Consider the following 18805-nt stretch of genomic DNA (forward strand, 5'->3'; position numbering starts at 1 on the left):
AGCTTACTTCGGTAAGTGACTGGGTGAATGAGCGTAGCCAACGCATCTGTAACCTGGATTATGACGAGTATACTCGGTAATGCGAAAGCGCCGGCCTTGTGCCGGCGTTTTTGTTTCTGCGTTTTACTGGGCGCGGATAAAACTGCCATCCGGCTGACGGGTAAACAGCACCGGACCGTTACTGCCATCCACCGTTAAGCCTGTCACCTCGCCTTGCGCATTCTGACGAATCTTCACCTGCTGACCATTCTGCAACGCGCTCAACGGCTGCCCATCACCTTCGACACGCGCCATGGCAAACACATCGTTCACCGGCAGATTATTATCGCGGAACAGCTGCGCTAGCGTCTGGCCTGACGCCACGTTATAGGTGCGCCATTCGCCCTGCGAATCGGTTTTCGGCGGCGTGTTCTGCGATTGATTATTATCGTAAATCTCCGCCTGCATCGGCACTTCTTTAGCGGTATTGTCTGCCGGACGCTCAACCGGGTATTGCGGCGTACTGCTCGGCCAGAGAAACGCCAGCAGTAGCACCAGCAGCGCAATCACAATGCCGCGACGATGCAGAGCGGGCAGCGGGTCCATCCAGCGCACATTGTCCAACAGATGCCAGACACGTTGCAGTGCGGCGGGAATGCGGGAAGGGTGTTCGGAAGCCATTCGTGAATCCTCCTCGCTGGCATTTTGGCGCGTAATGCGCGGCAGCCAACGTTGCAACCAAGGTAATAAAGTACGCGGTGCGCGCGTCCTGCGACGTCGTGGGGCAATCTGGCCCATGTATTCTCTCTTGTTTCGACGGTGGCAGGTGAAAACCTCGCCACAGCTATAGTATGAGCAATGCAGACGGGAAGTGCCTGGCAGCATTGAAAAATTTGACCGGTGTATTGTTTCTCTTTCCCTGAGAAATGTCATCTGCGGCGCGCGAGATTTTACGCCAGCCGCCCGCGCTGGTATGCTGCCGGTTCTATTTTTCTCCGGGATTAAGGAATCAAGATGACGACCCCTTCATTCGACAGCGTCGAATCACAAGCAAGTTACGGTATCGGTTTACAGGTAGGCCAGCAGCTGCAAGAGTCTGGACTGCAGGGTCTGCAGCCGGAAGCACTGCTCGCCGGCCTGCGCGACGCGCTGGAAGGGAACTCACCGGCCGTCCCGGTTGATGTGGTACATCGCGCCCTGCGTGAAGTGCACGAGCGCGCTGAAGGTGTGCGTCGTGAACGCGTAGAAGCAATGGCGGCAGAAGGTCAGACTTTCCTTGAGCAGAATGCGCAGCGCGAAGGCGTGAGCAGCACCGAAACCGGTCTGCAGTTCAGCGTCATCACCCAAGGCGATGGCCCGATCCCATCACGTCAGGATCGCGTCCGTGTGCATTACACCGGTAAACTGATCGATGGCACCGTATTTGACAGCTCGGTTGCACGTGGCGAGCCGGCGGAATTCCCAGTGAGCGGTGTTATCGCGGGCTGGATTGAAGCGCTGACCCTGATGCCGGTTGGCTCCAAATGGGAACTGGCGATTCCACACAACCTCGCTTACGGTGAGCGCGGTGCTGGCGCATCCATCCCGCCATTCAGCACCCTGGTGTTTGAAGTTGAGCTGCTGGAAATTCTGTAAGCACTTAAGGGCGGCACTCGCCGCCCTTGATCGTCACTTCTTCTGTAAATCTACCTGCCACAACGCAAAACCTATCTCATCGCTGCCCACCGCTTTCATCGGGTAATCGGCATGCTGCTCGATAAATTTCGTCGCTTTCGCGCCGGGCGCGGTCTCAAAACGGATATCCAGCGGCGTGGTGCTGCTAATCGGTGCCAGGCGCCAGTTGTGATCCGCCTGCGGTTTCACCTCGCCGTGCGCTTTGGTCTCACTGCTGATATAGGCGGCAACCACCGAGCGGTTCTCATCCGGTGATGCGAACGCGACATACTTATCGCCGGTGCCGGCAAACTTACCGCCATACGCGCGATAGTTGTTGGTGGCAACCAGGAAGGTGGCGTTGGGATCAATCGGCTTGCCTTGCCAACTGAGGTCCTTGATACGTGAGGCCTCTTTATTGATTAGCGTACATTCCGCATCGTAGCGTGCCGGTTGCGTCACATCGATTTGGTACTGCACACCATCGATCACATCGAAGTTATAGGTGCGGAAGTCCCAGTTGATCAGTGATTGCGGCTTGCTGCTGTGCGCATCGATCTGATTAAACTGCGCGGCGGAACACTCCAGCCACTCCTTCACCTGCGCACCGCTGACTTTCATCACCACCAACGTATTGGGATAGAGATAGAGATCGGCAGCGTTACGGAAGGTGAGATTACCTTTCTCCACTTCGACATAGCTGGCGGGATCGTTCTTACGGCCACCGGCTTTGAACGGTGCGGCGGCAGAGAGCACCGGCAGGCGGCCAAGATCGGGATCGCCCTGAATAAAGTGCTCTACGTAAGCGCGCTGCGCGTTATTAACGATCTGTACCGTGGGATCGTCCTGCACCAGCGACAAATAGCTGTACATCACGTCGGCGGATTTGCCGATCGGCTTAGCAACAAACTCGCGCGTAGCGCGATGATCCTGCGCCAGTACTTTCACCAGATTGGCATCTTCAGCCGCCAGGGATTTTTTCGCCGCGCTGTCATAAATCGGACGCGCTTCAGCTTTGCCCTGCGCTACCTGCCATTTGCCGCCGTCATTATTCAGCACTAAATCCACCACCCCGAGATGATCGCCCCACATGCCGGGCATGACGGCGGGAACCCCATTCAATGTGCCTTGTGCAATATCAGCCCCTTTTATGGCGGCGAACTCTTTGCTCGGAAACACGGCATGGGCATGGCCGAACATAATGGCGTTGATGCCTGGAACCTGGCTGAGGTAATAAACCGAGTTCTCCGCCATAGCGTGATAGGGTTCGCTGCTTAATCCGGAGTGTGGAATAGCGACGATTATTTCAGCACCTTTAGCGCGCATTTCCGGCACATAGCGCTTCGCTGTTTCAGTGATGTCATCAACCCGCACTTTTCCCTGCAGATTGTTGCGATCCCACACCATAATCTGGGGGGGAACGAAGCCGATGTAACCAATTTTTAAGCGGTGCGACGTACCGTCGCGGTCGGTAACCGTGGTTTCCTTAATTAAGTAGGGAGTAAACAGCGGTTTGCCGCTCTTTTCATCGATAATATTAGCATTGACGTAAGGGAAGCGCGCACCGGCCAGCGCGCTTTGCAGATACGGTAAACCATAATTGAATTCGTGATTGCCAAGGTTACCAACCGCGTAATCCAGCATATTCATCGCTTTATAAACCGGATGTACCTCACCCGGTTTTAGCCCTTTCGCCGCCATGTAATCACCCAGTGGACTGCCCTGAATGATATCGCCGTTATCGACCAGCACGCTGTTCTTCGCTTCGGCGCGTGCTTGCTGGATCAAGGTCGCGGTGCGCACCAGGCCAAACTTCTCGGTTGGCGTATCTTTGTAATAATCGAAATCCATCATATTGCTGTGCAGATCGGTCGTTTCCAGAATACGCAGATCTACCGTGGCAGCCTGCACCGTGGCGGCTGTAATACCGAGTGCCAATAACGACATGCTCGCTTTGAACATCGCTTGCTCCTTGTTCAGTCCAATGGGCCTCTCAAAATAATGTAAAACCATGACGAATTATCATTTCAATTTGTGATGGGACTCGGACTTTCATCTAATTTTTGCCAACTGTCTTCCGCATAAACCTATTCAGCATCCCGCCATAGCCGATGCCTTTGAACTATGATATTGATAATCATATACATTGCCGTAGCAGATCGCGCAGTCGCAGGCTGTCGAAACACAACTGCTAAAATGAATACAGATTGGCTGTTGGTGTCTGACAGGCAGAATCAGCGGAAAAGAGGTAAATAATGTTAGATAAAATTTGTCAGCTGGCGCGCGAAGCGGGTGATGCCATTATGCAGGTGTATAACGGCGCCGAGCCGGTGGACGTGACCCGCAAGTCAGATGATTCGCCGGTCACGGCGGCCGATCTCGCCGCACATCGTGTGATTTTACAGGGGCTGGCGACGCTTTCTCCGGATGTGCCGGTGCTGTCTGAAGAGGATCCGCCGAGCTGGGACGTGCGCCAGCATTGGCAGAAATACTGGCTGGTCGATCCGCTGGATGGCACCAAGGAGTTCATCAAACGCAACGGTGAATTTACGGTGAATATTGCGCTGATCGACAAGGGTAAGCCGGTGTTGGGCGTAGTTTATGCGCCGGTGTTGGGCGTCATGTATTCCGCTGCAGATAACAAAGCGTGGAAAGAGGAGAAGGGTGAGCGAACGCAGATTCATGCACGTGAAGCGCGTCCGCCGTTAGTGGTGGTGAGTCGCTCGCATTTTGATAGTGATAAAGAGCTACAAGAGTATCTGCATCAGCTGGGTGAGCATCAAACTACCGCGATCGGCTCTTCGCTGAAGTTCTGCCTGGTAGCCGAAGGTGCCGCACAGCTCTATCCGCGCTTTGGGCCGACCAACATTTGGGATACCGGCGCAGGACACGCAGTGGCGATTGCGGCCGGTGCGCATGTGCACGATTGGCAGGGCAAAACCCTTGATTACACGCCGCGCGAATCGTTTCTCAATCCCGGCTTCCGCGTTTCGCTGTTTTAATATTTGTAGCGGCGCGATAAATCGCGCCGCTACGGAATGTGCAATGATTTGATGCGGTGCTTATCTGATCGACTTTACGTCACTCACTTCTGCAATAACTCATGAATCAGCTTCATCGCCTGCTGCACTTCATCCTGCGTGAGCGGACCATCTTTGACGTAGCGCACGTGTGCGGTGTTATCCAACACCACAATGGCTGAACCGCCTTTCTCCAGCTGCCAGGCCTGACGCGCGCTGCCGTTGCTATCGACGATAAACTGCGACCACGGATACTGCTGCTTGTTGCTCTCAATACTGCTGCGCACAAACATGCTGGTGCCGGGAATGGCATCGTCGGTATTAACGATGGTGGTGGTTTGATAACGGTCGTGCGGCAGATGGGCGGCTTTAATGGCTTCAATCAGCGCGGCATTCTGCTCCTTAGCGGAAGATCGGCCAGCAATATGCAAGATGACGCGAACTTTTCCACTCAGCTGCGCGCTATTCCAGGATTTGTAGCTAAACTTATCTTTATCTTGTTGATAAACCAGCTCTCCTCTGTCGTTAACGCCAACGGCGGGTACGCGTTCACCCAGTTTGAATGCCTGTGCCGATGCCAGGACAGGGAGGAGTGCCAGTGCTATCACAGAGTGTACCAAACGCATTTTCAAACTCCTTGGTGATCCGACCAGTTGTTCATGTTCCTGCAATATTAGGCGTGGATGATGCGTCTGTCGCAATGAGTTAACAGGTTTGCAACCTATGCCACAATTCCATAATGAGTGAAGGTTTATACTGGGTTTCGTGAGGCTGATAACAGAGTATTCTGTAATGATGTGTCAATTCAGTAAAAAATTCACCTTTTCGGAACATTGGTAAGAAAGGATGCTCTATAGTTATGCCTCATTTGCGCTTCATGGGTTCGTACCAAATTTGGTTACGACGGAGCGTATTAAACATTTTAGGAGTTAAACAGCATGAAGATCTTCCAGCGCTATAATCCGCTGCAAATTGCGAAATATGTAAAAACGCTATTTAGAGGAAGGTTGTACATCAAGGATGTGGGCGCGTTCGAGTTCGATAAAGGCAAAGTGATGTTGCCACGCGTCAAAGACAAACAGCATCTCAGCGTGATGTCAGAAATCAATCGCCAGGTGCTGCGACTGCAAGCCGAGTACAACTAATTAAGCATAAGAAAGGGCGCCGATGGCGCCCTCAGTTTTTGTGCGATTGGTGTGTTAGATGCCATGAATGGCGACCCTACGACGACTCCGATTCATCCAGCGTATTCTTCGTCACATTCAGCACCGGCGGACGTTCATCAATGCGCGTCACCAGCAGCTGGTCGATGCGATAGCTATCAATATCCACCACTTCGAATTTATAGCCGGAAAACTTCACAAAATCGGTACGCTTCGGAATCTTGCGCAGCATATACATCATGAAGCCGCCGATGGTTTCGTAGTTGCCTGACTGCGGGAAGTCATCGATATCCAGCACGCGCATCACGTCATCGATAGGCGTACCGCCTTCCACCAGCCATGAATTCTCATCACGCGCCACAATCTGCTCTTCCTGACCTTGTCCTACCAGGTCGCCCATCAGCGTGGTCATCACGTCATTCAGCGTAATAATACCAACCACCAGCGCATATTCGTTCATGATCACCGCGAAGTCTTCACCGGCGGTTTTGAAGCTCTCCAGCGCTTCGGAGAGCGTCAAGGTGTCCGGAACAATCAGTGCGGAGCGAATCTGCACGCCGCTGTTGAGCGTCAGGCTCTGATTGCCGAGCACGCGCAGCAGCAGCTCTTTGGAATCGACATAACCGACGATATGGTCGATATCGCCATCACACACGATAAATTTGGAGTGCGGATGCTGCGCGATTTTGGTTTTGAGGGTGGTTTCATCTTCGTGTAAATCGAACCACACCACGTTCTCGCGCGACGTCATGGATGACGGCACGGTACGTGATTCCAGCTCGAACACGTTTTCAATCAGCTCATGTTCCTGCTTACGCAGCACACCCGCCAACGCGCCGGCTTCCACCACCGCATAGATATCGTCGGAAGTGATGTCGTCTTTACGCACCATTGGCAGTTTGAACATGCGGAAGAACACGTTAGCCAGACCGTTAAACAGCCACACCAGCGGGCGTAACACCACTAAACAGAAGCGCATCGGATTGATAATGCGCAGCGCGACGGCTTCAGGCGCAATCATGCCGACACGTTTTGGCGTCAGGTCAGCGAACAGGATGAACAGGCTGGTAACAATGGTGAAGGAGCAGATAAAGCTGAGCTGCTCCGCTAATTCGGGTGCCACGATGCGGCTGAACAGGCTATTAAAGGCGGGAGAGAAGGCAGCATCGCCCACAATACCGCCGAGAATGGCGACGGCATTCAGGCCAATCTGCACCACGGTGAAGAACATGCCGGGTTGTTCCTGCATTTTCAACACGCGCTGTGCATTGATGTTGCCTTCGTCAGCCAGCAGCTTCAACTTGATCTTGCGGGCAGCCGCCAGCGAGATCTCCGAAAGAGAAAAAAATGAACTGATTACGATCAGTAAAAGGATGACAAGCAAGCTATCGAGCATAAAAGGTCCGTTGGGTTAATCACTTGTCATTTTTGGCCTGGGCAGCGCGGGAGTGGGCGTACATCCGGTATTTGCCAGTCAAACAGGCTATCCGTGCCAAAAATGTCTGCGCCATATCGACAAGATAAGCTTAACGTCGGGGCAGAAAAAGATGCAGGCGAGGCCTGCTGGTCGCTGATTATAGCAGCAGCGCTTATCATGCCGCCAGCGGCGCGCGCGGTGTGCTCGGATTAATCCGAGTGAGCTGCTCTCTGGCGCGGAACAAGCGCATGCCTGTTGTATCGTTTCCCCCATTTACCGACAATAGCTCACTATTTGGCTTAGTCGCCGTATTTCCGCCGTTGCGGCAAAAAAGAGCGGCTATGCTGATGGGTACACGAGCGGTGGTGATACCCTTCTACAGAATAAACGCCCCTGCGGAATAGGGGCCGGCATTATTAACAGGAGTACGTGTGCCACGATTTCATATTTATTGTCTGGCCAGCCTGTTGCTTGCTGCACCTGCCGTTGAGGCGGCCAAAGTGCGCTTGCAGCTGGACGGATTGACCGGGGATTTGCAGAAAAATGTCAGGGCACGCCTGTCGACGATTGGCAGTGACGAAGTGTCCAATGACGGGCGTTTCCAGGCGCGCGTTGCGGAGGCCATTAAAGAGGGCCTCCGCGCGCTCGGCTATTACGAACCTGAGATCAATTTTGAATCGCGCCCGGCACCGCCACAAGGTGGTCGTCCGGTGCTTATCGCCCACGTAAAACCCGGTGAGCCGGTAAAAATTGGTGGCAGCACCATTGTCATCCAGGGCGAAGCGAGAACCGACAAAGATTATCAAACCTGGGTTAAACAGGGCACGCCAAAAGTCGGCACCCAGCTGAATCACGGTGCCTACGACAAATTCAAAAATGGTTTTTCCAGCCTGGCACTGCGTAATGGTTACTTCGACGGTGACTTTAAGCAAAGCCAGCTTGGTGTGTCGGTGGAACGACGTGAAGCGTTTTGGGATATCGATTACGACAGCGGCCCACGCTACCGTTTTGGCGACGTCAGTTTCCAGGGTTCGCAAATCGACGAAGCCTATCTGCAAAATCTGGTGCCCTTCAAAAAAGGCGATCACTACAGCTCGCGCGATCTGGCTGAACTCAACCGCCGCTTGTCAGCGACCGGCTGGTTTAACTCGGTGGTGGTGGCGCCGGAGTTTGATAAAGGTCGTCAAACCAAAGTATTGCCGCTCAATGCTGTTGTCTCACCACGGGTGGAAAACACCATTGAAACCGGTGTCGGTTACTCTACTGATGTGGGTCCGCGCCTGAAAGGCACATGGAAAAAACCGTGGATTAACAGCAGCGGTCACAGCCTGGCCGCCAGCGCCTACGTCTCGGCGCCGGAGCAGCAGCTCGATCTCAGCTACAAAGTCCCGCTGCTGAAAAGCCCGCTGGAGCAGTACTACACCTTCTCCGGCGGCGTGAAGCGTACCGATCTCAATGACACCAAAGCCGATACCACCACGCTGGCGATGTCGCGTAACTGGGACAGCAGCAGCGGCTGGCAGAAGGCGATTAATCTGCGCTGGAGCCTCGATCACTTTACCCAAGCGAGCGTCACCAACACCACCATGCTGCTCTATCCGGGCGTCAGCCTGAACCGCACTCGCTCGCGCGGCGGTTTAATGCCGACGTGGGGCGATTCGCAGCGCTACTCGGTGGATGTGTCGGATACCACCTGGGGATCGGACGTTGATTTCATGATCCTGCAGGCGCAAAACGTCTGGATCCGTACCCTCGCCGATAAGCATCGCTTTGTGGCGCGCGGTAATGTGGGTTGGATCGAAACCAATGATTTCGACAAAGTGCCACCGGATCTGCGCTTCTTCGCCGGTGGTGACCGCAGTATTCGCGGCTACAAATACAAAGATGTGTCGCCGCGTGATGACAACGGCAAGCTGACCGGCGCCTCAAAAATGGCCACCGGCTCGCTCGAGTATCAATACAACGTGACCGGCAAATGGTGGGGCGCGGTGTTTGTCGATTCCGGTGAAGCGGTCAACGACATCAAACAGAGTAACTTGAAAACCGGCGCCGGCTTTGGCGTGCGCTGGTCTTCTCCGGTAGGGCCGATCAAGTTCGATATCGCGCGGCCAATTGGCGATGACAAGGAGCATGGATTGCAATTTTACGTAGGATTGGGGCCTGAACTATGAAGCTGTGGAAAAAGGTCCTGATTGGCATGGGTATTTTTTTGCTGCTGCTGGTCGGCAGCATCGCCTTTTTGGTTGGCACCACGCCGGGTTTGCATCTGCTGCTGAAAGGCGCCGATCGCTGGGTGCCTGGCTTATCGATCAAACAGGTTGATGGCGGCTGGCGCGATCTCACGCTTAGCGGCGTGAAGTATGAGATTCCAGGCGTAAGCGTGGATGCAGGACGCTTTCATCTGGCGCTGAATCTGAATTGCCTGCTGCACTCGTCGGTATGCGTTAACGACATTGCGCTGCAGGACGTTAGCGTGGTGGTGGATAGCAAAAAAATGGCGCCCGCCAGCGCACCGCCGCCAGAAGAGGAGAGCGGCAGCACCAATCTCAGCACGCCGTATCCGATCACGCTGAGTAAAGTGGGTCTGCATAACATCAACGTAAAAGTGGATGATACGGCAATTTCCCTGCTGGATTTCACCACCGGTCTACAGTGGCAAGATCGCGCGCTAACGCTGACACCGACTCACATCCAAAGCTTGCTGATCGCGCTGCCTAAAGCGGCGAAAGTGGTTGATGAGCAAGTGGTACAGCCCAAAGTGCAGCAGCCGCAGCCGGCAGAAAAGCCGCTGGGCGAAACGCTGCAGGCGATGTTTGCCCAGCCGCTGCTTCCGGCACTGCCAGACTTCCAGCTACCGCTGGATATCACCGTGCAGGAGTTGCTGGGAGAGCAGCTGCGCATTACCGGCGATACCGATGTGTCGATTACGCGTCTGCTGCTGAAAGCCAAAACCGCCGATCGCCATCTGCAGCTGGAAACCTTCGATGTTGATTCGCCGCAAGGGCAGCTCAACGCCAGCGGAGAAGCGACCTTAGCCGATAACTGGCCGGTGAATTTTGCGCTGAACGGCACGCTCAATGTTGATCCCATCAAGGGCGAGAAGATCAAAATGAACCTCGGCGGCGCGATGCGTGACGAGCTGAAGCTGGGGCTGAATCTCTCCGGCCCGGTGCGCGCGCAGCTGGATGCCACCGCGCAGCCCGCCGTTGCCGGCTTACCGCTGGCGCTGCAGCTGACCAGCCCACAGCTGCGCTGGCCGCTTAGCGGAGCGGTGCAGTATCAGGCGGATAATCTCGATTACCAGTTCAAAGGCAAAGCCACCGATTACGTGATGTCGCTGCGCACCGCTGTAAAAGGCGAAGGTGTGCCGCCGGCGACGATTGCGCTGGACGGCAAAGGCAACGAACAGCAATTCAATCTCGACAAGCTGCGCGTCGCGGCGCTGCAGGGCAATATCGATCTCACGGCGCTGGTGGACTGGAGCAAGGCCATTAGCTGGCGCAGCGAGCTGACGCTGTCGGGCATCAACACCGCCAAACAGTATCCGGATTGGCCAGCGAAGCTGGACGGTAAAATCGCCACGCGCGGCAGTCTGTACGGCGGCAGCTGGCAGCTCAGCGTGCCGCAGCTGGAGCTGAAAGGTAACGTCAAACAGAATGCGGTGAGCGCGAAGGGCACGTTGACCGGCAACAGCTACAACCAGTGGAAAGTTCCCGGCCTCAACATTGCGCTGGGCCGTAACCATCTGGATGTAAAAGGCGAGCTGGGCGATACGCTCAATCTTGATGCGACGATTGATGCACCCAATCTGGATAACGCGCTGCCGGGCCTGGGCGGCGTCGCCAAAGGAACCATCAAAGCGCGCGGAACCTTGCAGGCACCGCAGCTGCTGGCCGATCTTACGGCAACCGGTTTACGCTGGCAGCAGCTGCAAATTCGCCGTGTGGCGCTGCAGGGCGATGTGAAATCCAGCGATCAAATCGCCGGTAAGCTGCAACTGCGGGTGGAACAACTGCAGCAGGATGCGCTGAAAGTGAACCTGCTGACGCTGAACGCTGACGGCAACGAAAAGCAGCATCAGCTGAAGCTCGACGTGCAGGGTGAACCGGTTTCTGGCCAGCTGGCGCTGAATGGCAGCTTCGATCGCAAAACCGAGCGCTGGCAGGGTAATCTCAACAATACCCGTTTTGATACGCCGGTGGGTGAATGGCGCCTGACGCGCGCGATGGCGATTGATTACCTCAACAGCAAGCAAACCGCGACCATTGGACCGCACTGCTGGCAGAATCCGAACGCGCAGCTATGCGTGCCGGAACCGATTGAAGCGGGCGCCAGCGGACATGCGCATGTGGTGCTCAATCGTTTCGATCTGGCGATGCTCAAACCGTTCCTCACCGATGCCACCAAACTGAACGGCGTGTTCAGCGGTGATGCACGCGTTAACTGGACCGCTGACGGCGCGCTGCCGACCGGCACCGTGGCGCTGAAAGGCAACGGCGTAAAAGTGGAGCAGGATGTGCAGGGCAACACCTTGCCAATCGCCTTCGACACGCTGAATCTGAATGCGGCGCTGCAAAATGGGCGTGCCCAACTGAATTGGCTGATCCACATCGTTAACAACGGCCAGCTCAGCGGCAACGTGCAAATTGCCGATCCTGAGAACCGTCGTCAGCTGTCGGGTAACATCGGAATCAGCAATATCTCGCTGGCGATGCTCAATCCGGCGCTGATGCAGGGTGAGAAGATCAAAGGCAACCTCAACAGCAATCTGCGTCTGGCCGGTTCGCTGCAGCAGCCGCAGGTATTTGGCCAGCTGGGGCTGAGCGATGTGGATGTCGACGGCAGCTTTATGCCGGTCGATCTCACCGCCGCCAATCTCAACATGGTGTTCAATGGCATGAGCTCAACGCTCAACGGCATGATTCAAACGGCGCAAGGCAATCTTAACCTGAGCGGTAACGCCGACTGGAGCCAGCTGGACAACTGGCGTGCGCGCGTCGCCGCCCAGGGCAGCCGTATACGCGTCACTGTGCCGCCGATGGTGCGCATGGATGTCTCGCCGGATCTGGTGTTCGAAGCCACGCCAGCCGCGTTCAATCTCGACGGCAAAGTGGATATTCCGTGGGCGCGCATCACCGTACAGGAAGTGCCGGAAAGCGCGACCGGCGTCTCGTCTGATGAAGTGATGCTGGATCAAAATCTCAAGCCGATTGCGCCGAAAACTGCGGCGATCCCGATCAATAGCAATCTGGTGATTCACGTCGGCAACGACGTGCGCCTCTCGGCATTTGGCCTGAAAGCCAAGCTGAATGGCGATCTCAAACTGGCGCAGGATAAAAATGGTCTCGGCCTAAATGGCCAAATCAACATTCCATCTGGCCGTTTCCACGCTTATGGTCAGGATCTGGTGGTGCGCAAAGGTGAGCTGCAATTTGCCGGTCCGCCGGATCAGCCTTACGTCAACCTTGAAGCCATCCGTAATCCGGAGGCAACCGAAGACGATGTTACCGCCGGATTGCGTGTCACCGGATTGGCGGATGAGCCGAAAGTGGAAGTGTTCTCCGACCCGGCCATGTCGCAACAGGAAGCGCTTTCTTACCTGTTACGCGGTCAGGGACTCAACAGCGATGGTGACAGCAACGCATTAACTTCCGCGCTGGTGGGATTGGGGGTTGCGCAAAGTGGTCAGGTTGTGGGTAAAATCGGCGAGACATTCGGTGTCAGTAACCTCGCGGTTGATACCGCTGGCGTAGGTGATAGTCAGCAGGTACAGGTGAGTGGTTACGTGTTGCCGGGTCTACAAGTAAAATACGGTGTTGGCATATTTGATTCACTGGCGACGTTAACCTTGCGTTATCGCCTGATGCCCAAACTCTATTTAGAAGCCGTGTCGGGTCTCGACCAGGCACTGGATCTGCTCTATCAGTTTGAGTTTTAGCAATGCGAATAATTGTCTATGGCAGTTTACGGCGCAAACAGGGAAACAGTCATTGGATGACGAATGCGCAGTGGCTCGGCGACCATCAGATTGTAGGGTTTGATCTCTACAATCTTGGTCACTATCCGGGTGTGGTGGAAGGAGAAGGCAGCGTCTATTGCGAGGTGTACCGCATTGACGCCAGCACGCTCGGCGAGCTTGATGCCCTGCGTACCAAGAATGGCGAATACAAACGCCAGCTTATTCAGACGCCTTACGGCAGTGCCTGGCTGTATGTCTATCAGCGTTCGATAACCGGGCGCACGCGTATCGCGAGCGGCGACTGGCTAAGGCGCGATGGCGAAAGTCACCCAAAATAATTCAGGGTGCAGGAAGGCGGCAAACGAGAGAATCCCGATGAGCTTACTCAAGTAAGCGATTCGGGTGAGCGAAAGCAGCCAACGCACCTGCAGCTTGAAGTATGAAGGGGGATAGCACAAATAAAAACACCGTCCATAGGACGGTGTTTTTTTATGCGTGACAGAAAAAGCTTATTTCTTCTGGGCGCGCTCGTAGGAAGCAATGATTTCAGCTTTCGCCGCTTCTGCATTGTCCCAGCCGTCAACTTTCACCCATTTGCCTTTTTCCAGATCTTTGTAGTGCTCGAAGAAGTGGGTGATCTGCGCTTTCAGCAGTTCTGGCAGGTCGTTCACATCTTTGATGTGATCGTACTCTTTGCTCAGCTTGGTGTGCGGAACCGCAACCAGTTTGGCATCTTCGCCAGACTCGTCGGTCATTTTCAGCACGCCAACGGGACGGCAGCGGATCACTGAGCCCGGCACCAGCGGATACGGGGTTGGCACCAGCACGTCAACCGGATCACCGTCCAGAGACAGGGTGTGGTTGATGTAGCCGTAGTTGCACGGGTAGAACATGGCGGTAGACATGAAACGGTCTACAAACAGGGCGCCAGACTCTTTGTCGACTTCATATTTGATCGGATCGGCGTTAGCCGGGATCTCAATGACAACGTAGATATCTTCTGGCAACTCTTTACCTGCAGGCACCTGGTTCAAACTCATCTGGCTTTCCTTCATTAGTCATATGTTGAGTGACGGCTATTATAGCCAACTGACTCTGAAAGTATGCCCCCTTTTTGGCGTTTCGGAATGCTCCAACCCGCTACTTCGCGGTGACAAACAGCGAGACGATGCCGGCAGCAATCAGCGGTCCAACCGGCACGCCACGGAAGAAGGCGACGCCAATCACCGTACCAATCAACAGTCCACCAATCACCGACGGCTGCACGCTCATAAAGTTCACACCGCGACCGCCCAGCCAGGCAACAAAAATGCCCACCACAATCGCCACGATGGATTGCCAGTTGGCGAAGGATTTCAGCAGCGAAGAGGCCGGCAGCGTGCCGCTGGCCAGCGGTGCCATTACGGCGACGGTAAGGATAATAATGCCGATCTGAATGCCCTGCTTCTCCACATAGGGGAAGAACTGCGACAACGGCGTGAGCTTGATCGCCAGCAGGATCAGTATCGAAATGGTAACGGCGCTGTTATGCACGAAATAGCTGAGGACGGCGAGGCAAACAAGAATGATGGTGGAGGCATAGGCAGCCATGGTTTCTCCCTGAAGATCGATGGGCGCGCTGACAAGTGCCAGCGCTCAGCGTTTTTTTAACGCCCCCATTAATCAACAATCGTCGGGGTTGGCGCAACTGCCTTTGTTAATTGATTGCAACATCAGCGCTTGATTGCGTACCAGGCTCACGCCCTGCGCGCCGACGGAAAGTGCCGCCATGGTGCCCTGGCTGCTGAGGAAATAGCTGCGGCTGGCATCCAGCCAGCTATCGCGATAAGCCAGCCATGCACGCTGGGCGCTACGCAATTTGTCTTTTGGTTCACCGGTTAATTTTTTCATCACTTGGGTGTACTGCGCGTTCATCTCCTTATCCCACGCTTTATTGGCCGTGTCATAGCATTGCGACATGGCGAGCGTGGTGGATTCCCGGTTCATACACTGGTCTAGCTGCTGGTCGATGGGGGAGGTTTGTTGTGCCGTGGCAAAACCACTGACCAGTAAACACGCGATCGGAAGCCATGTTTTCATCGTTTCAATCCTTAAATTTTGTGGCAGCGGACTTCAGTAAAAATGAAGCGTAAGTGATCGTCAGCAGATTGACCATCAACAATGGATAAAGTTTCTGCGATCAACTGCCGATAATCTCTCCGTTTTAGGGCCAGCGGATTTCTGCCTTTTCTTGCAAACGGGGATAATCATGATTAAACAGCTATCAATTCGTACTGCATTACTCACGCTCCTGGCATTTATGACGCTGCTGCTGCTGGCGGTGAGCGCTATGGGCATCTCTGCGATTAACTCAGGCAATCAATCACTGGATGCACTCAACCGCATTCAAGGGGTTGAGCTCAACAGTTTGTATCAAAGCCGTTCGGAGCTGATGCGCGCTCGCGCCAACGCCGCGCTGGCGGTGCGTAAAATTGAAATTGGTTTACTGGATGAGGGTGATGTCGTCACCAAACAAACTCAGGCGGCGGTAGAGAGTTCACACCAGTATTTAAAAGCGTTTGTCGATGCCGGAACGGTGACGGCACATGGAAAAACGCTGGCCGATGCGGTGGTCACAACCTATGGCGCGTACGAGAAAGAGGGCATCACGCCAATGATTGATGCCCTGAAGAAGCAGTACACCGACGAATACTATCAAGTGCTGGAAGGCAAACAATCGGCGCTGGCAGCCACCTACTCTAAAGCCGTCAATGATTTCAGCGTTTATGCCAATGAAGTCTCTGCGGCGCGTCTGGCGCAGGCGGCACACAATGAACTGCAGCTGAAGATACTGATTGGTGTTTCAGTGGCGTTGACATTGCTGCTGATTGCGCTGGCCTGGCAGCTGCTGCGTCGTCTGCTGCTGCGTCCTCTCGATAGCGCGATTCTGCATCTGGAGCAAATTGCCGCGGGTGATTTGTCGCAGCCGCTGCCTGCTGCCGGAAAGAACGAGTTGGGCCGTCTCAATCAGGCACTGGCCAACATGCAGCTGGCACTGAGCAGTTCAGTGAGCCAGGTGCGCGAAGCCAGCTTGCAAATTGATGTCGGCAGCCGCGAACTGGCGGCGGGCACCGTGCATCTTTCACAGCGTACCGAAGAGTCGGCCGCCTCGCTGGAGCAAACCGCCGCCAGCATGGAGCAACTGACCGCCACCGTGCGCCTCAACGCCAGCAATGCCAAAGAGGCCAATCAACTCGCCAGCAATGTTTCCGACAGCGCCGATCGCGGTGCCGAAGTCGTCGGCTACGTGATGGAGAAGATGCAGGAGATTACCCAAAGCTCTAACCGCATCGGTGACATCCTCAGCGTGATTGACGGTATTGCCTTCCAGACCAATATTCTTGCGCTGAACGCCTCGGTTGAAGCGGCGCGAGCGGGCGAGCAAGGGCGCGGTTTTGCCGTGGTCGCCAATGAAGTGCGCACGCTGGCGGGCCGAAGCGCGACCGCGGCTAAAGAGATCCGTGAGCTGATTGCGGAATCACAAACGCGGGTGAAAGAGGGCAGCGACATGGCCACCCGCGCCGGTGAAACCATGGATGAGATCTCCAGTGAAGTGATGCGCGTCACCACGCTGATGAAAGAGATCTCCATCGCGTCGGAAGAGCAGAGTCGTGGCATCGAACAGGTGAATCAGGCGGTAACGCAGATGGATGAGGCTGCGCAGCAGAACGCCGCGTTAGTTGAAGAAGCCAGCGCTGCTACACAATCACTGGAAGCGCAGTCGCAGCAGTTGCAGGAATCAATGGCACAATTCCGCGTGGTTGCGGCGTAATAAAACAATAAGGTCGCTAGAAATAGCGACCTAATAATCAACTTATTGCCGCGCATATTTATACGCGGCACATTAATAAGCCTTTATTTATTCTTTTGATGCGTGCGAATCTTTTCCGCTAGCTCATCATCTTCTTCATAAAAATAGGAGGGTGAGACGTCAAGCACCTCTGCCAATCGCTGCGCTGTATCCAAATCAGCCTGATGAATTCCTTTCTCGTAACGATTAATTCGCGTACTGGCAACAAACTCATCAATTCCTGCGGCAATTCCCAATCTTTTCTGCGACAAGCCTTTAGCCAGACGCGCTTGTTTCAGGCGTTTCTGGAAGGTTTGATTGAGAGGGCAGGTCGATTTCATGACTACGAGAATCGTAGATTTACTGCTTGTCAGATACTACGAGTAACGTAGTATCGTTAATTGAACAGATAAGCGGACTAAGGAGAGTGACGTGAATAATTCAAAACAAGACTGGCACCCCGCCGATATTATTGCTGCCCTGCGAAAGAAAGGAACTTCAATGGCGGCAGTATCACGACAATCCGGTTTATGCTCCACCACACTCGCCAATGCATTAGTGCGGCCGTGGCCCAAAGGGGAATTATTAATTGCCGAAGCGATTGGTATTCCGCCCGCCGAAATCTGGCCAAGTCGATATTATGCGGAGGACGGCGCGCTTATTAATCGGCAGGCAAAGATCAGAAATATGAAAACAAAAAGCCCGCACTAAGGCGGGCTTTGCACAGCGTGACCATGGCTTACGCTGAATGATCGTCCGGGTATTCACGGATGAAACGTTCAACGTCACCGACCATTGAGTCGTTGCCGCAGAAGAACGGGCAGCGCTGGTGCAGGGTTTCTGGCTGAATATCCAGAATGCGATTGGCGCCATCGCTGGCTTTACCACCCGCTTGCTCTGCCAGGAATGCCATTGGGTTGCATTCATACAATAGGCGTAGCTTACCTTGCGGATGGCTGGCAGTGCTTGGGTAAAGATAGATGCCGCCTTTCAGCAGGTTACGGTGGAAATCGGCCACCAGTGAACCAATGTAGCGTGAGGTATATGGGCGCTTAGTGGCGATATCTTCTTCCTGACAGAACTTCAGGTATTTCTTCACGCCCTGCGGGAAGCGAATGTAGTTACCTTCGTTGATGGAGTAGGTGTAACCCTTCTCCGGGAAGGTCATACGCTCGTGGCTCAGGCAGAACACACCGAGCGACGGATCGTAGGTAAACGCATGCACGCCCACGCCGGTGGTATACACCATCATGGTTGAAGAACCGTAAACCACGTAACCCGCAGCAACTTGTTTGTTGCCTGGCTGCATGAAATCGGCTTCGGTGATTGGCGTGCCTGGCTCACTGATACGGTGATAGATGGAGAAAATGGTCCCGACGGAAACGTTAACGTCGATGTTCGAAGAGCCATCCAGCGGATCCATCAACACCACGTATTTGCCATTCTCTGAGCCTTCAAAGATGACGAACTCGTCTTCTTCTTCAGACGCGATACCGGCCACCACTCCGCGCGCTTTCAAAGCGGCTTTCAGCTTTTCGTTAGCGAACAGGTCGAGCTTCATCTGCTGCTCGCCCTGCACGTTTTCCACGCCGCTGGCACCCAGAATATCCACCAGACCCGCTTTATTGATGTCGCGGTGGATAATTTTAGCGCCAAGCTTAATGGAAGAAATCAGCGCCGTCAGTTCACCTGTGGCGTGTGGAAAGTCGTGTTGCTTCTCGACGATAAATTCGCCTAACGTTTTCATAACACATTCCCTGCATCTACGATGGAGTGGCAGCAGCT

17 protein-coding genes are annotated in these 18805 nt (G+C 54.5%); 8 read left to right on the top strand and 9 right to left on the bottom strand.

Features of this window, described 5'->3' with window-relative positions; genetic code table 11:
- Window positions 1-123 precede the first annotated feature (123 nt).
- Window positions 124-777, bottom strand: a complete 654-nt coding sequence (locus WFL93_RS19130; RefSeq protein ID WP_157178895.1) for a LysM-like peptidoglycan-binding domain-containing protein — start codon at window positions 775-777, stop codon at window positions 124-126.
- Between the two features lie 216 nt (window positions 778-993).
- Here WFL93_RS19130 and fklB point away from each other — a divergent pair, with 216 nt between their 5' ends.
- The gene (gene fklB, locus WFL93_RS19135) at window positions 994-1614 is read left to right on the top strand and encodes an FKBP-type peptidyl-prolyl cis-trans isomerase (RefSeq protein ID WP_007892143.1); all 621 of its coding nucleotides are present in this window, start codon (window positions 994-996) and stop codon (window positions 1612-1614) included.
- A 33-nt stretch (window positions 1615-1647) separates the two neighbouring features.
- Here fklB and WFL93_RS19140 read toward each other — a convergent pair whose 3' ends face one another.
- Window positions 1648-3594, bottom strand: coding sequence for a bifunctional 2',3'-cyclic-nucleotide 2'-phosphodiesterase/3'-nucleotidase (locus WFL93_RS19140; RefSeq protein ID WP_336778800.1), 1947 nt, complete (start codon window positions 3592-3594; stop codon window positions 1648-1650).
- 293 nt (window positions 3595-3887) lie between these two features.
- Between WFL93_RS19140 and cysQ the strand changes: the two genes are divergently transcribed.
- Window positions 3888-4634, top strand: a complete 747-nt coding sequence (gene cysQ, locus WFL93_RS19145; protein WP_336778801.1) for a 3'(2'),5'-bisphosphate nucleotidase CysQ — start codon at window positions 3888-3890, stop codon at window positions 4632-4634.
- An 83-nt stretch (window positions 4635-4717) separates the two neighbouring features.
- On the opposite strand, the gene WFL93_RS19150 is transcribed toward cysQ, so the two are convergent.
- The gene (locus WFL93_RS19150; protein ID WP_007892148.1) at window positions 4718-5278 is read right to left on the bottom strand and encodes a YtfJ family protein; all 561 of its coding nucleotides are present in this window, start codon (window positions 5276-5278) and stop codon (window positions 4718-4720) included.
- Window positions 5279-5590: 312 nt separating this feature from the next.
- Here WFL93_RS19150 and WFL93_RS19155 point away from each other — a divergent pair, with 312 nt between their 5' ends.
- Window positions 5591-5797, top strand: coding sequence for a DUF1107 domain-containing protein (locus tag WFL93_RS19155; protein WP_007892150.1), 207 nt, complete (start codon window positions 5591-5593; stop codon window positions 5795-5797).
- Between the two features lie 76 nt (window positions 5798-5873).
- Here WFL93_RS19155 and WFL93_RS19160 read toward each other — a convergent pair whose 3' ends face one another.
- Entirely contained in the window at window positions 5874-7211 is a 1338-nt protein-coding gene (locus WFL93_RS19160) for a hemolysin family protein (RefSeq protein ID WP_336778802.1), read from the bottom strand.
- A 452-nt stretch (window positions 7212-7663) separates the two neighbouring features.
- Between WFL93_RS19160 and tamA the strand changes: the two genes are divergently transcribed.
- From tamA to WFL93_RS19175, 3 genes are read left to right on the top strand one after another with little or no spacing between them, the layout of a single operon-like run.
- A complete protein-coding gene (gene tamA / locus WFL93_RS19165; protein ID WP_336778803.1) occupies window positions 7664-9403 on the top strand; it encodes an autotransporter assembly complex protein TamA in 1740 nt (579 codons plus the stop codon).
- Window positions 9400-13170, top strand: a complete 3771-nt coding sequence (gene tamB, locus WFL93_RS19170) for an autotransporter assembly complex protein TamB (RefSeq protein ID WP_336778804.1) — start codon at window positions 9400-9402, stop codon at window positions 13168-13170. Before tamA ends, tamB begins: the two co-directional genes overlap by 4 nt.
- A 2-nt stretch (window positions 13171-13172) precedes the next feature.
- Complete coding sequence (locus tag WFL93_RS19175) at window positions 13173-13529, top strand: gamma-glutamylcyclotransferase family protein (RefSeq protein WP_180822565.1); 357 nt, start codon at window positions 13173-13175, stop codon at window positions 13527-13529.
- A gap of 171 nt (window positions 13530-13700) precedes the next feature.
- Here WFL93_RS19175 and ppa read toward each other — a convergent pair whose 3' ends face one another.
- From ppa to WFL93_RS19190, 3 genes are all read right to left on the bottom strand, one after another.
- The gene (ppa, locus tag WFL93_RS19180; RefSeq protein ID WP_007892166.1) at window positions 13701-14231 is read right to left on the bottom strand and encodes an inorganic diphosphatase; all 531 of its coding nucleotides are present in this window, start codon (window positions 14229-14231) and stop codon (window positions 13701-13703) included.
- A gap of 100 nt (window positions 14232-14331) precedes the next feature.
- Window positions 14332-14781 carry a DUF441 domain-containing protein gene (locus WFL93_RS19185; protein WP_007892168.1) on the bottom strand — a complete coding sequence of 150 codons (450 nt, stop codon included), beginning with the start codon at window positions 14779-14781 and terminating at the stop codon, window positions 14332-14334.
- 72 nt (window positions 14782-14853) lie between these two features.
- On the bottom strand, window positions 14854-15270 hold the full coding sequence (locus tag WFL93_RS19190; RefSeq protein ID WP_007892170.1) for a lysozyme inhibitor LprI family protein: 417 nt from the start codon (window positions 15268-15270) through the stop codon (window positions 14854-14856).
- A gap of 172 nt (window positions 15271-15442) precedes the next feature.
- On the opposite strand from WFL93_RS19190, the gene WFL93_RS19195 reads away from it, so the two are divergent.
- Entirely contained in the window at window positions 15443-17002 is a 1560-nt protein-coding gene (locus tag WFL93_RS19195; RefSeq protein WP_180823704.1) for a methyl-accepting chemotaxis protein, read from the top strand.
- An 83-nt stretch (window positions 17003-17085) separates the two neighbouring features.
- Here WFL93_RS19195 and WFL93_RS19200 read toward each other — a convergent pair whose 3' ends face one another.
- Window positions 17086-17361, bottom strand: a complete 276-nt coding sequence (locus tag WFL93_RS19200) for a helix-turn-helix domain-containing protein (protein ID WP_007892175.1) — start codon at window positions 17359-17361, stop codon at window positions 17086-17088.
- Between the two features lie 91 nt (window positions 17362-17452).
- Here WFL93_RS19200 and WFL93_RS19205 point away from each other — a divergent pair, with 91 nt between their 5' ends.
- A complete protein-coding gene (locus WFL93_RS19205; protein ID WP_007892176.1) occupies window positions 17453-17731 on the top strand; it encodes a helix-turn-helix domain-containing protein in 279 nt (92 codons plus the stop codon).
- Between the two features lie 28 nt (window positions 17732-17759).
- Here the strand turns inward: WFL93_RS19205 and fbp are convergent, their stop codons facing one another.
- A complete protein-coding gene (fbp, locus tag WFL93_RS19210) occupies window positions 17760-18767 on the bottom strand; it encodes a class 1 fructose-bisphosphatase (protein WP_007892178.1) in 1008 nt (335 codons plus the stop codon).
- Window positions 18768-18805: the final 38 nt, after the last annotated feature.

Source organism: Pantoea sp. USHLN256 (assembly GCF_037149875.1).
GTDB lineage: Bacteria > Pseudomonadota > Gammaproteobacteria > Enterobacterales > Enterobacteriaceae > Pantoea > Pantoea nemavictus.

Excerpts from the sequence above, each read along its gene's own strand:
- WFL93_RS19130 (WP_157178895.1), bottom strand. The coding sequence starts at position 777 with ATGGGCCAGATTGCCCCACGACGTCGCAGGACGCGCGCACCGCGTACT.
- fklB (WP_007892143.1), top strand. The coding sequence starts at position 994 with ATGACGACCCCTTCATTCGACAGCGTCGAATCACAAGCAAGTTACGGT.
- WFL93_RS19140 (WP_336778800.1), bottom strand. The coding sequence starts at position 3,594 with ATGTTCAAAGCGAGCATGTCGTTATTGGCACTCGGTATTACAGCCGCC.
- cysQ (WP_336778801.1), top strand. The coding sequence starts at position 3,888 with ATGTTAGATAAAATTTGTCAGCTGGCGCGCGAAGCGGGTGATGCCATT.
- WFL93_RS19150 (WP_007892148.1), bottom strand. The coding sequence starts at position 5,278 with ATGCGTTTGGTACACTCTGTGATAGCACTGGCACTCCTCCCTGTCCTG.
- WFL93_RS19155 (WP_007892150.1), top strand. The coding sequence starts at position 5,591 with ATGAAGATCTTCCAGCGCTATAATCCGCTGCAAATTGCGAAATATGTA.
- WFL93_RS19160 (WP_336778802.1), bottom strand. The coding sequence starts at position 7,211 with ATGCTCGATAGCTTGCTTGTCATCCTTTTACTGATCGTAATCAGTTCA.
- tamB (WP_336778804.1), top strand. The coding sequence starts at position 9,400 with ATGAAGCTGTGGAAAAAGGTCCTGATTGGCATGGGTATTTTTTTGCTG.
- WFL93_RS19175 (WP_180822565.1), top strand. The coding sequence starts at position 13,173 with ATGCGAATAATTGTCTATGGCAGTTTACGGCGCAAACAGGGAAACAGT.
- ppa (WP_007892166.1), bottom strand. The coding sequence starts at position 14,231 with ATGAGTTTGAACCAGGTGCCTGCAGGTAAAGAGTTGCCAGAAGATATC.
- WFL93_RS19185 (WP_007892168.1), bottom strand. The coding sequence starts at position 14,781 with ATGGCTGCCTATGCCTCCACCATCATTCTTGTTTGCCTCGCCGTCCTC.
- WFL93_RS19190 (WP_007892170.1), bottom strand. The coding sequence starts at position 15,270 with ATGAAAACATGGCTTCCGATCGCGTGTTTACTGGTCAGTGGTTTTGCC.
- WFL93_RS19200 (WP_007892175.1), bottom strand. The coding sequence starts at position 17,361 with ATGAAATCGACCTGCCCTCTCAATCAAACCTTCCAGAAACGCCTGAAA.
- fbp (WP_007892178.1), bottom strand. The coding sequence starts at position 18,767 with ATGAAAACGTTAGGCGAATTTATCGTCGAGAAGCAACACGACTTTCCA.